This is a genomic window from Actinokineospora globicatena, from assembly GCF_024171945.1.
GTDB lineage: Bacteria > Actinomycetota > Actinomycetes > Mycobacteriales > Pseudonocardiaceae > Actinokineospora > Actinokineospora globicatena.
This window is the reverse complement of sequence record NZ_JAMTCR010000003.1, coordinates 242,933-255,268: the sequence shown is the minus strand read 5'-3', so window position 1 is coordinate 255,268 and position 12,336 is coordinate 242,933. Positions and strand designations below refer to the sequence as shown.

Here is a 12,336-nt window from a genome sequence, read left to right as displayed (position 1 = left end):
TGGCGGTCGTGTCGGGGCGGGCGGGGTCAGGCGTCGGCGCCCTCGGCGAGCAGGGCATCGACGCGGTCGTCGACAGCGGTGGCGCGCTCGCGGCGTTCGTCCAGCTCGCGGGTGCGGCGGTCGTGCTCGGTGCGCTGGGCGGCCAGCAGGTCGCGCACGCGGTCGGGGTGGGTGGACCCGGCGCTGGTCTTGACGACGAGCGCGCGGTCGACGTCGAACGCCGCGCGCACGGCGTCCTCGGTCCCGGTGATCGGGTAGCCGTGGTCGGCGGCGATGGACTCCAGCAGCGCGGGGTCCGCGGCGCCCGGTGCCGTGCGCCGACGCAGGCTGGCGGTGATGAACGCGCCGACGACGACCTGGGAATCCCGCCACGGCACGGCGAAGCGGGTGGTCAGCGCGTTGGCGAGGGTGAACCCGCCGAAGTACTCGCGCTCGCAGGCCTCCCGCATCCGGTCGGTGCGCAACGACAGCCCGCCGAGCACGACGGTGAGCAGCCGGAGCATCGACCTGGCCTCGCGCAGCGCGAGGTGCGCGTGCGCACCGGCCTCTTTGGACACTTCGACCAGGTTGGTGAACGGGGTGTTGCGCTGTCCGAGCAGGGCGTCGGTGTGGAACGCGGCCAGGTGCCCCGACTTGCCGCGGACGCGTTCGAGCACCGGGAAGTTCTTCTTCTGCGGCATGGCCGAGGAGATCCCGGACAGCTCGTCGGGCAGGTCGAGGAACTGGCAGTCGCTGCCGCCCCACATCAGCAGGTCGGTGCCGAACCGGCTGATCGCGGCGCCGAGCAGCGACAGCTCAGCGGTCACCTCCAGCACGTGCCCGCGCGAGGCCACGGCGGCGAGCGCGTGCGGGGTGGGGCGGGCGAAGCCGAGCAGGTCGGCCATCCGCTCGCGGTCCCAGTCCAGCTCCTGGCCCGCCATCGCGCCCGCCCCCAACGGGCAGGAGTCGATCAGGTCGTAGGTGCTCAGCAGCCGTCCGGCGCCGCGCAGGACCTGGTCGGTGAACGCCGTGAGCCAGAAGGCGGGGGTGATCACCTGCGCCGCCTGGAAGTGGGTGTGGCCGGGCATGGGCGCGCTCAGGTGTGCCGTCGCCAGCTCGTCGGCGAGCGGCCACAGGCCCAGCAGCAGGTCCAGCACCTCCAGCAGGCCCGCGCGCAGGTGCATGACCTGCGCGCACGCCTGGAAGTCGTTGCGGCTGCGGTCGACGTGCCAGGCCGCGAGCGGCGCCGAGAGCCCCCAGCGCACGTGCTGCTCCAGCGCGAAGGCGATGTCGGACATGTTCACCGACGGGTCGGCCGCCGCCAGCTCCCGCCGCGCCCCGCTCAGCAGCCCGCCGACCTCGCGGGCCTGGGCGTCGGTGAGCAGGCCCATCCGCCGGTACTCCAGGGCGAGCACCTTCTCCACCGAGACGTAGTGCGGCAGCAGGGCGGCGACCTCGTAGCGGAACTGCGGCGCCAGCACCTCCTCGTCGATCACGGCGCTGGGCCGCTCGGCGATCCGGCCGGTGAGCCGGGTACCCGAGGTGGCGGTCACCGGTCGTCCCGCGCGGGCCGTGGGACGAGCCTGCCGGTCCCGGTGCGCGTGGCGAGGTCGATGTCGACGACGCAGCGCACCGGGGTGTAGTCGAGCACCAGGGTCCCCTCCAGGTGCACCCATCCGGTGCCCGCGGCGAAGTCGGCGCCCGTCAGGTCGGTGGCCACCGGGTCGACGCTCACCCCGAGGGTCGTGCCCCCGGCGGTCGCGGTGAACCGCACGGCGACGTGGCCCAGCTCGGTGATCCGCCGCGAGATGTCGGCCAGCGGCTCCGCGGCGTCCTCGAAGCTGACCGGTCCGTCCTTCTCGGACAGCCGGTCGACCAGGTTCTGCATGTCCCTAACCCCCCTGTCGTAGTGGTGCTGGTCTCAGCCCGTGCCGCGCATGGCCTCGCGCAGGCTCCGCGGGCGCATGTCGGTCCACACCTCGGCGATGTGGTCGAGGCACTCCTGCTTGCTGCCCCGGGCGCCGGGGGCGGTCCAGCCCGCGGGTGGCCGCCGGTCGGCGGGCCAGATGGAGTACTGCTCCTCGTCGTTCACCACGACCACGTAGGCGCGGGTGTCCTCGTCGGTCTCGGCCATCGGTCTCCCTCTCCAGCGGTTCGGTCACCGCGCGGTCGGCGCGGGTGGTGGGTCCTTCGTGGTCGATCCGCTCAGCCGAGGTCGGCGAGCAGGGCGCGGAGCTGGTCGGGGGACAGGTCGTCGATCTTGGCCGCGAGCAGCGCCTCGACCTCGGCGGCGACCCCGCGCACGGTCGGGCGGTCGAACAGCACGCGCAGCGGCAACTCGATGTCGAACCGGTGCCGCAGCCGGGCCGCGAGCCTGCTGAGCACCAGTGAGTGCGCGCCCAGCTGGAAGAAGTTGTCCGTCGCGCCGATCTCGGGCAGCGCCAGCAGCTCGCACAGGTCCTCCGCGACGGCCTCCTCGGCGGGGCCCCGGCAGGGCTCGAACGCGGCCGAGGTGTGGTCGCGGATGTCGTCCGGCACGACCAGCGCGCCCCGGTCGACCTTGCCGTTGGCGTTGTGCGGCAACCGTTCCTCCACGAGCACCAGCGACGGCACCATGTACGCGGGCAGCCAGTCGGCCGCGGCGGCGCGCACCTCGTCGGGGGTCGGCCGTTCGGTGGCCGACCGCGCGGTGACGAACGCGACCAGCCGCCGGACGCCGGACCCCCCGCCGCCGCCGTGGATGATCGCGACGGCGTCGCGCACCAGCCGGTGGCGGCGCAGCGCGGCCTCCACCTCGCCCAGCTCGACCCGCATCCCGCGGATCTTGACCTGGTTGTCCCGGCGCCCCGCGTAGCGGATCGCCCCGTCCGGGCGGAAACTGCCGCGGTCACCGGTGGCGTACATCCGCCTGCCGGGCACGAACGGGTCGGGCAGGAAGGCCTCCGCCGTCCTGCTCGGGTCCCCGGCGTACCCACGGGCGAGGCCGAGGCCGCCGATGTACAGCTCGCCCATCGTCCCGATGCCCACCGGCTGGAACGCGGTGTCCAGCACGTAGATGGTGTTGTTGTCGAACGGCTTGCCCACGCTCACCACCCCGGAGCCCTCGGCGTCCTCGGGCCCGCACTCGTGGTGTGTGGAGTCGATCGAGACCTCCGTGGCACCCCAGGTGTTGTGCAACGCGGACCACGGCACGTCCGCCCGGAACCGGCGCACCAGCTCAGCCGGGAGCGCCTCGCCGCTGGACGTGGTGTCGCGCAGGGTCGACACCCACCACCGGCCCTCGCCGCGCGCCACGTCGAGCAGCATCGCGAGCATGCTGGGCACCACCTGCAAGTAGCGCGACCGGTACCGGCCGACACCGTCGAGCACGGCCGCCGGGTCCTGGTGCAGGCCGGCGGGCAGCATGACGACCCGAGCGCCGACCGACAGCGGCCAGAACAGCTCCAGCCCGGCGTCGTCGAAGGTCAGGACTGTCTTGTGCAGCACGGACTCCCCCGCCGCGAGCCCGAACCGCGACCGCATCCGCGCCATGCGGTTGACCCAGCCGTCGTGGCTGCTGGCGACCCCCTTCGGCACCCCGGTCGAGCCCGAGGTGAAGTACACCGACACCAGGTTCTTCCCGGCCACGGACCGCCCGGTCGGCACGGCGGGCGCGCAGGCGATCAGCTCGCGGTCGCGGTCGAGGACCACGGTGCGGGTGAGGTCCGCGAACAGCTCCGCGGCGTCGGCGTCCACGACGCAGACGCGGGTGGCGGCTTGCCCGAGGACCTGGCCCAGGCGGAGCTTGGGCAGTTCCGGATCCAGCGGCAAGTAGGCCGCGCCCGCCTTGAGCACACCGAGCAGGACCGCGAGGAGGTCGACCGAGCGCGGCACGCAGACCCCGACCACCTCGTCCACGGCGACGCCCAGCCCGACGAGGTGGTGGGCGATCCGGTTCGCCTGCTCGTCCAGGCACCGGTAGGACAGCTGGACGTCCCCGCACACCACGGCGACCGCGTCGGGGAAGTCCACGACCGAGCGCTCGAACAGCTCGTGCAGGCCGACATCGGGGAACGCCACCGCCGTCGCGTTCCACCCGGCGACCAGGTCGAGGTCGCTGGGCCGCACGACCTCGTGCTCGGCCACCGGGCGCCGCGGCGAGTCGAGGGCGCTGGTGAGCGCGGTCGTGAAGCCGCCCGCCAGGCGCTCGGCGGTCTCGCGCTCGAACATGTCGGTGGCGAACTCCAGCACGCAGTCGAGCGTGCCCGCCGCGGTCTCGGTGACCAGCAGCGTCAGGTCGTAGCGGGCCATCCCGGTGTCCAGCGGCGCGCTGCGGCAGGTGACACCGGGCAGGCGGAGGGCGAGGTCGAAGTCGTGCTGGTAGGCGAACGCGACCTGGACCGCGGAGCCCTCGGTCGACGCGGCCCGCAGGACGTCCTCCAACGGGACGTCGTGGTTCTCCCCGGCCGCCAGCACGGTGGCGCGGACGCGGTCGAGGTGCTCGACGAAGGTCGCGGACGCGTCGTAGCGGCCGCGGATCGGCACGACGTTGGTGAAGTACCCGATCAGCTCGTCGAGCGCGGGTGCCGCGCGGTTGGCCATCGGGGTCCCGACGACGACGTCGTCCTGCCCGGTCGTGCGGTGCAGGACCAGCAGGAACGTCGACAGCAGCACCAGGTAGGCCGAGGAACCGGTGGTCGCGGCGAGGTCGCGCAGGCGGGTGCTGGTGGTCGCGTCCAGCTCGAACCCGAGCCGGGCGCCGCGGCGGCTGTGCCGGGTGTCGGCCGGGCGCGGGCGGTCGCTGGGCAGGGCCAGCGCGGTGGGTGCGCCGTCGAGCTGGGTGCGCCAGTAGGCGAGTTGGTCGTCGAGCGCGCCGCCCGCGAGCAGCGAGCGCTGCCACTCGGCGAAGTCGCCGAACCGCACGGCGGGCGGCCTGGTCTCGGGCTCCGCACCCGCTGAGGCGGCGCGGTAGCAGCGGGCGAGCTCCCTGGCGAACACGGAGTTGGACCAGCCGTCGCTGACGATGTGGTGGATGTTGAGGAACAGCACGTGCTCCTCGTCGCCGATCCGGTAGAGCCGTGCCGCCAGCTGGCAGGGCCGCTTGAGGTCGAACGGGGTGCGTGCCAGCTCGAGCAGCTCCGCGAGCAGGGCGGGATCGTCCGGGCCCGCGCAGGCGCGGTCGAGCACGGGCACGTCGAGGACGACGTCGTCGTGGACGACCTGGACCGGGCGGTCGCCGTCGAGCACGAACGCGGTGCGCAGGGTGTCGTGACCGGCCACGACCGCGCGCAGTGCCGCGATCAGGGCGGGCACGTCGAGTGGGCCGGTCAGCACGTGGGCGGCGGGCTCGTTGTAGAGCGGTTGGTCAGGGGCGAGTTCGTGCAAGAACCACAGCTGCTCCTGGCCGACCGTCAGCGGCGCGGGACCGGTGGACCCACGACCCGGTACCGACAGCGCCGCGGGTGCCGCGCCGGTGCTCGCTCGTCCCTCGATCGCGGCGGCCAGGGCCCGAGCGGTGCGGTTCTCGTACAGCAGCGCCAGCGGCAGGTCACCGGCCACCTCCCGCAACCGGGAGATCACCCGCACGGCGAGCAACGAGTAGCCGACAGCGAAGAAGTCGTCCTCGACGCCGAGCTCGGCGATGCCCAGCACGTCGCGGAACACCTCGACGACCAGCCGCTCGGCCTCGGTGGCGGGCTCGGCGTACCCGGCGCGCACCGCGTCGGAGGCGTACTCGGGGGCAGGCAGGGCGTTGCGGTCGACCTTGAGGTTGGCGTTGAGCGGGAGCGCGGTGAGCACCACGACGAACCGCGGGACCATGTGCTCCGGCAGGTCGTTGGCCACGTGAGCGCGCAGCTCGGCCACCGGGGCCCGCGCGTCGAGCACCACGTAGGCGACCAGGTCGGGGCGACCGGGCACGTCCTCGCGGATCAGCGCGGCGGCCGCGGTGACCGCCGGGTGGCGCCGCAGCGCGGTTTCCACCTCGCCCAGCTCGACCCGCATCCCGCGGATCTTGACCTGGTCGTCCCGGCGGCCCGCGTAGCGGATACCACCGTCCTGGCGGAAGGACCCGCGGTCGCCGGTGGCGTACATCCGCTGGCCGGGCAGGAACGGGTTCGGCAGGAACGCGGCCGCCGTGCGGACGGGGTCGGCCAGGTACCCCCGAGCCAGGCCGGTGCCGCCGATGTAGAGGTCGCCCTCCTCGCCGATCGCGACGGGCTCGAGGTCGTGGTCGAGCACGTAGACCTGGTTGTTGTCGAACGGCGTGCCCACGCACACGGCGGTGCCGCCCCGCGCGTCCTGCTCGGTGCACAGGTGGTGGGTCGAGTCGATGGAGACCTCGGTGGCGCCCCAGGTGTTGTTGAGGTTGCCGGGGACGAGCTCGCGGTACCGGTGGACCAGTTCGGGCGAGAGCGCCTCACCGGTCGAGGTGGTGTCGCGCAGCGACGAGAGCCACCACGGGCCGCGCCGCCGCGCCACGTCCAGGACCATCGTCAGCATGCTGGGCACGACCTGCAGGTACACCGAGCGGTACCGGGCGACGTCGTCGACGACCGCGGCCGGGTCGCGGTGCTGACCGGGGGCGAGCATCACGACCCGGCCACCGGCGGTCAGCGGCCAGAACAGCTCGAGCCCGGCGTCACCGAAGGTGAGGATCGTCTTGTGCAGGACCGATTCCCCCGGCGCGAGCCGGAACTGCCGCCGCATCCAGGACATCCGGTTCACCCAGCCGCCGTGGGTGTTGCACACCCCCTTGGGGACGCCGGTCGACCCGGAGGTGAAGTAGACCGACACCAGGTTCGCCGGGCCCACCCCGGTCTCCGGGCGGTCGGTGGCCTCGGCGGCGATCGCGGTCCGGTCCCGGTCCACGGCCACCACGGGGCACACGCCGTCGAGCCGGGCGGCCGAGTCCGCGGTCAGCAGGCAGACCGGCGGGTCGGCCAGCGCCACGACCTGGCGCAGCCGGGCGTCGGGCAGGTCCAGGTCCAGCGGCAGGTACGCGGCACCGGCCTTGAGCACCCCGAGCAGGCAGACCAGCAGGTCCACCGACCTGGGCACGCCGACGCCCACCGCCGCGTCCACACCGACCCCGAGCCGCCGCAGGTGGTGGGCCACCTGGTTGGCCCGCTCGTCGAGGCACCGGTAGGAGAGCTGGGTGTCCCCGGCGATCACCGCGACCGCGTCCGGGGTGGTCGCGGCGGTGCGCTCGAACCACTCGTGCAGGCAGCCGTCCGGGAAGGGCGCGGCGGTGGCGTTCCACCGGTTGACCAGCTCGACGTCGGCTTCCGGTGGCATCTGCGGACCCTTCCCTGGTTCGGCGGCTGGTGCTGCTCGGCTGGTTCAGGCGGTGCGGTCGGACGCGGGGGTCCCCCCGCCGGGTCAGGCGGTGATCCGCCTGCCCGCGTGCTCGTGCCTCATGCGGAGGAACCCGGCCTCGGCGGCGCGCTGCCGCTCGGCGGTGAAGTCACCGCGCTTGAACTCGTTCCACTCCGGCCTGCCCTCCTGCGGCACCGGGTTCGCCGCGGCGGTCCCGGTCGCGCGCACCCGGTGGGCGGACTCGACGAGCAGGTCGAACGCGGTGGCGAAGCAGCGGCACTTGACCTCCCAGATGGACGCGCACGCCCACGGGTCGACCAGCGGCCGGGCCTCGATGACCGCGCCGGTGTCCACGCCATCGTCGACGAAGTGCGCCGTCGCCCCGGTCGAGAGGGCGAACCGCTCGATGTCGTTCGCGGCGGCCACCTGCTCCACGGCGAAGGTGCCCCTGGCGACGGGCAGGATCGCCGAGTGCGCGTTGAGGATGCGGCCGTCCACCGACCGGATCCACCACGGTGCCAGGATCCGGTCCAGGAACACGTGCACGTACGCGCCGGTCAGGCCCGTCAGCCACCGCCGCGCCCGCTCGCCGTTGATCGCCCGCCCGAGGTGGGTGAGGTCGGGTCCGGCGTGCGCCGGGCGCTCGGGGACGCCGAACAGCGAGATCATCGTCCGGTCGGCCTCGCCGGAGCCCGGGTAGAGCCGGTCGAACTCCGCCGTCGCGCTCGCGGGCAGCTCGGTGCGACCGGCGAACTCGGTGTGGAACCGGGCGCGCGCGGCGGCCAGGTCCGGGTCCGGCGCGGGCGCGCGCAACGCCACGGAGGTGCCGATCTCGGCGCGCCAGCGGTGCACGAGGTAGGTCGCGTGGAACGTGTCCTCCGTGACCAGGACCGGGGTGGACGTCATTCGGCGTTCCCTTCGCTGGTGGCCGCCGTGCGACCGGGCACCGCGGTCGGCGGTGCCGCGTCGTCCCCGGCCGGTGCGATCGTCGGGATCGCCCTGACCTTGCGGATCGGGGAGAAGAACACGATCGCCGCGGAGAGCAGGATCCCGGCGGAGATCACGACGAGCGAGCTGGTGATGCTCAGCCAGCCGCCGAGCAGGCCGCCGAACACCCCGCCCAGCGGCGCGATGCCCATCACGACCATCCGGATCGAGGCGTTCATCCGGCCCTGCAACGCGTCCGGGGTGATCGCCGCGCGGTAGCTGCGCAGGTTGATGTTGCAGGTGATGATCATCGCCGCGTCCACCAGGTGCATCAGCACCAGCAGGGTGATCGCCGCGGGCTCGGGCAGCAGGGTGGCGACCGGGGTGAGGATCGAGGCCAGCCCGGCGACGGTGGTGGACAGCACGATCACCGCGCCGAGACCGAGCCTGCGGTTGAGCCAGGACGCGCACACCGCGCCGATCAGCGCGCCGACCCCGGACGCGGCGAAGATCAGTCCGATGTAGAACGGGTCGAGCCGCAGCGTCCTGGTGACGAACACCAGGAACAGCGGTTCCAGGGCCAGCGCGCAGAAGTTGGAGATCAGCGTGGCGATGACCATCACCCGGATCGCGGGCTGCCCCACGACGAACCGCGCGCCCTCGGCGATGTCGGTCCACATCGAACCGCCGCCGGACCGCTCGTCCGCCGTCTCGCCCCTGGTGCCGATGCGGGCGGTGAACACCGCGGACACCAGGTAGGTCGCGGCGTTGAACAGCATGGCCACCGGGGCGCTGAGCACCTGCAGCACGGCGCCGCCGACCGCGTTGCCGCCGACGTTGGTCACCGAGCTGGACAGCTCCAGCTTGCTGTTGCCCTCCACCAGGTCCTCGCGCCCCACCACCGCGGGCAGGTACGACGCGCCGCCGATGTCGGAGACCACGCTGCAGAACCCGACGACCAGCGTGATCACCAGCAGCACCGGGACGGTCAGCGCCCCGGCCCAGAGGCCGACCGGGACCACCGCCAGGGCGAGGCCGCGCAGCAGGTCGGCGGCGACGATGATCGGCCGCTTCGCCCGCCGGTCCAGCCACACCCCGGCGAACAGGCTGATCACCAGGTACGGCAGGTAGCCCGCCGCGGTGAGCAGGCCGAGCTCGAACACCGACGCCGACAGCGTGATCGCCGCGATCAGCGGCAGCAGCACCGCCGTGACGTGCGAGCCGAGCATGGACGCGGTCTGGCCGATCCACAGGTTGCGGAAGTCGCCATTGCCCCACAAGGTCCTCGGTTGTGCGCCCACCGAACTGCCTTTCCCTGATACCGCTTGGCAAACCCCGTACTCACGGCAAGTTACAACACCGTCACGGTGCGGGGCGGTGCGGGTGGACGGGCCCGGCCGGGAAGGTGACCCCGGGTCCTTGCGACGCGCGGAAGTCGCGCACCCAGGCGTCGAACACCGGGTCGACCCCGGCCACGTACTCGGCGAGCGCGTTGAGGTCCTCGGCGACGCGGAGTCGTTCGTCCGCGCGGATCTCCGGCATCTGGGTGAGCAGGTACATCGCCCGTTCCGTGAACCCGGCGTCGAGCCAGCGCTGCCAGATGGCGTCGCGGTCGGCCTCCTGCCCGGCGAAGTACCCCGCCCGACGCGGTCGCGGGCCGTCGGGCGGCGCGGTGGGCGGCACCGGTTCTCGGCGCAGCGCGATCCGCTTGCCTTGCGCGTAGAGCACCGGGACCCCCTTGCGCACGCAGAAGGTCAGCGCCTCGGCGACGGTGCCCACGATCGGCTCGCCGCGGTCGTTGAGCGAGGTGTTGCACAGGATCGGGACCCCGGTCTCGGCGTGGAACGCGCTCAGTGCCCGGTAGAGCAACGGATTCACCCGTTCGGTCACCGTCTGGTGCCGCGCCGTGCCGTCGAGGTGCAGGATCGCCGGGACCCGCGCGCGCCGGTCCGCGCGCACCAGCGAGGTCTCCAGCATGTACGGCGACGGCCTGCTCTGCTCGAACCACTCCCCCGCCAGCTCCGCCATCACCACCGGCGCGACCGGCCGCCACCACTGGCGCTGCTTGTGCTCGTTGAGCCGGTCCTTGGTCCGCTGCGCGCGCGGGTCCCCGAGCAGGCTGCGGTGGCACAGGGCGCGCGGCCCGATCTCCGCCGCCCCGTCGACCCAGGCCAGCGGCTCGGCGGTGACGTCGGCGACGAACCGGCCCGGGTCGAACTCGTCGACCTCGGCCACCCAGGGCGCGAACTCGGCCAGCGCGCTGTCCAGGTCGGGCAGCTCGGCACCGTGGTAGGCGTGCTCGAGCACGTGGTCGGCGTCGTCGAACGCGCCCGCGGCGTGCAGGCCGAGCAGCCCGAGTCCGTAGGACTGGCCGGAGTCGTTGGCGCACGGCGGGGTCAGCAGGCCCTTGAAGCCGAACTCGTTCACCAGCAAGGAGTTCGCCGGGCAGTTGAGCGCGAACCCGCCGCTCGTGGACAGGTAGCTGTCCTGCGGCCGGACCCCCGCCAGCTCGCACAGCTCCACCACGTTGCGCCGCACGACCTCCTCGCAGCAGCGCTGCACGGTCTCCATCACCGCGCTCGCCACGTGCTCCTCCTCGGTGAAACCCGCCGCCAGGTCACGGCCGTGGAGCTGGCGGCGGGCCTCGGCCAGGATGCCCTCGACGAACGGCACGGCCACGGAGACCGGGTGCTCGCGCCCACCGAGCAGGTTGAGGTCGAGCACCGGGGCCACGTCGAACTCGATGGTCGTGCCGGTGGCGGTGGCCAGCGCCATCAGCGTGCCCGGCTCCTTGCCGAACAGCATCTCGCCCGCGGTGTAGAGCGGGGCCGGGGACCGCACCGGCGCGAACGTCAGCCGCCCGCGCTGGGACACGCAGCCCGCGTACCAGGCGAGCGACGCACCCTTCTCCTGGACGAAGTCGGGGGCGGCGTCGATCGCCATCGCCACGATCGTCTCCTGCTTGAAGATCCGGGTGTCCATGAGCAACCCGCTGAACAGGTGCCCGAGGGTGTGCAGCGGCAGCCCCTGGGCCCCGGCGGGCACGGTCAGCTCCACGGCTCCTGGCAGACCGGGCGTCCCCCACACGGCGGTCATGTCGGCGAGGGTCAGGCCCTCCTCGGCGAGCAGTTCGGCCAGCAGCTTCTCGGCGCGGTCGGCGGTGTAGAGCGGCCAGTAGTGGTGCTTCTGCCCGCTGAACCGCTCGACCTCCCACATCCGCACCAGGTCGACGCTCGACCCGCCGCGGCGCCAGAGGCAGATGTTCTGGTCGTGCCGGGTCTGCAGCACCGAGGCCGGGCCGGGCTCGGTCAGGTAGCAGGAGAGCAGGTACTCGCTCATCGGGTCCCCCCGGTCGGTCGGGGCGCGGGCGCCAGGCCCCGGCGCACCGCGGTCATCAGCTCGTCGGGCGCGTCGAGGAAGGTGTGGTGCCCGCCGGGCAGGACCTCGGCGGTGAACCGGTCCGGGGTGGCGTACGCGCGCCAGCCGCCCATCTGGTCGGGTCGGATCTCGGCGTCGTCGGTCCAGCCGATCGCGTGCAGCGCCCCGGGCAGCACGACCGGGGCGTCGAGGCGGTAGTGCTGGTTGGCGGTGATGTCGGCGCGCAGCACGCCGAGGCCCAGGTCGATCACGTCCGGGTCCGGGCGCCCGCCGAGGGCCTTGGTCAGCTCGGTCAGCTCGAGGCGCAGCTCGTCGTCGGACATCGACAGGAACCGGCCGAAGGGCCCGTCGTGCGGCGCGACCTGCGAGGACATGAACAGGCAGTCGGGAACCGGGCCGCCGTCCGCGTGCAGTCGCACAGCGGTGGCGAACGCCGCGAGCGCGCCGCCGCAGTGGCCGAAGAAGCCGAACGGGCGGTCCAGGTAGGGGCGCAGGGCGGCCGCGGCCTGCTCGGCGAGGTCGGCGTACTCGCCGAAGTGCGGCTCGCGGATCCGGTTCTCCCGGCCGGGCGGCTGCACGGCGCAGATCTCCACCGCCCCGGTCGAGTCCGGCCAGCGGCTGTACATCGAGGCGCCCAGCCCCGAGTAGGGGAAGCAGAACAACCGGGCCGCGGCGTCGTCCTTGGGCCTGCGCAGCAGCCACTTGCCCGGTCGGGCGCGGGTGGGGGACGTGCTCACGGTCGCTCCTCTCGGTCGG

At 73.4% G+C, this 12,336-nt stretch carries 8 protein-coding genes; all 8 read right to left on the bottom strand.

What is annotated here, in order from left to right; translation table 11 throughout:
* Nucleotides 1–26: 26 nt before the first annotated feature.
* A complete protein-coding gene (locus LV79_RS14440; protein ID WP_253836556.1) occupies nucleotides 27–1,532 on the bottom strand; it encodes an argininosuccinate lyase in 1,506 nt (501 codons plus the stop codon).
* A complete protein-coding gene (locus tag LV79_RS14435; RefSeq protein WP_253836554.1) occupies nucleotides 1,529–1,867 on the bottom strand; it encodes a hypothetical protein in 339 nt (112 codons plus the stop codon). The genes LV79_RS14440 and LV79_RS14435 overlap by 4 nt, the downstream gene beginning before the upstream one ends.
* A gap of 33 nt (nucleotides 1,868–1,900) precedes the next feature.
* Nucleotides 1,901–2,113 carry an MbtH family protein gene (locus LV79_RS14430; protein WP_253836552.1) on the bottom strand — a complete coding sequence of 71 codons (213 nt, stop codon included), beginning with the start codon at nucleotides 2,111–2,113 and terminating at the stop codon, nucleotides 1,901–1,903.
* Nucleotides 2,114–2,184: 71 nt separating this feature from the next.
* On the bottom strand, nucleotides 2,185–7,254 hold the full coding sequence (locus LV79_RS14425; protein ID WP_253836543.1) for a non-ribosomal peptide synthetase: 5,070 nt from the start codon (nucleotides 7,252–7,254) through the stop codon (nucleotides 2,185–2,187).
* 84 nt (nucleotides 7,255–7,338) lie between these two features.
* On the bottom strand, nucleotides 7,339–8,181 hold the full coding sequence (locus LV79_RS14420; RefSeq protein WP_253836534.1) for a formyltransferase family protein: 843 nt from the start codon (nucleotides 8,179–8,181) through the stop codon (nucleotides 7,339–7,341).
* Nucleotides 8,178–9,503: an MFS transporter gene (locus LV79_RS14415; RefSeq protein WP_253836532.1), complete on the bottom strand. Its 1,326-nt coding sequence runs from the start codon at nucleotides 9,501–9,503 to the stop codon at nucleotides 8,178–8,180. The genes LV79_RS14420 and LV79_RS14415 overlap by 4 nt, the downstream gene beginning before the upstream one ends.
* Before the next feature lie 61 nt (nucleotides 9,504–9,564).
* Nucleotides 9,565–11,541 carry a carbamoyltransferase C-terminal domain-containing protein gene (locus LV79_RS14410; protein WP_253836530.1) on the bottom strand — a complete coding sequence of 659 codons (1,977 nt, stop codon included), beginning with the start codon at nucleotides 11,539–11,541 and terminating at the stop codon, nucleotides 9,565–9,567.
* Nucleotides 11,538–12,317 carry a thioesterase II family protein gene (locus tag LV79_RS14405; RefSeq protein WP_253836528.1) on the bottom strand — a complete coding sequence of 260 codons (780 nt, stop codon included), beginning with the start codon at nucleotides 12,315–12,317 and terminating at the stop codon, nucleotides 11,538–11,540. Before LV79_RS14405 ends, LV79_RS14410 begins: the two co-directional genes overlap by 4 nt.
* Between the last annotated feature and the right edge of the window lie 19 nt (nucleotides 12,318–12,336).

What these genes read in the sequence shown, in the direction of transcription:
- LV79_RS14435 (WP_253836554.1), bottom strand. Translation starts at nt 1,867, where the DNA reads ATGCAGAACCTGGTCGACCGGCTGTCCGAGAAGGACGGACCGGTCAGC.
- LV79_RS14430 (WP_253836552.1), bottom strand. Translation starts at nt 2,113, where the DNA reads ATGGCCGAGACCGACGAGGACACCCGCGCCTACGTGGTCGTGGTGAAC.
- LV79_RS14425 (WP_253836543.1), bottom strand. Translation starts at nt 7,254, where the DNA reads ATGCCACCGGAAGCCGACGTCGAGCTGGTCAACCGGTGGAACGCCACC.
- LV79_RS14420 (WP_253836534.1), bottom strand. Translation starts at nt 8,181, where the DNA reads ATGACGTCCACCCCGGTCCTGGTCACGGAGGACACGTTCCACGCGACC.
- LV79_RS14410 (WP_253836530.1), bottom strand. Translation starts at nt 11,541, where the DNA reads ATGAGCGAGTACCTGCTCTCCTGCTACCTGACCGAGCCCGGCCCGGCC.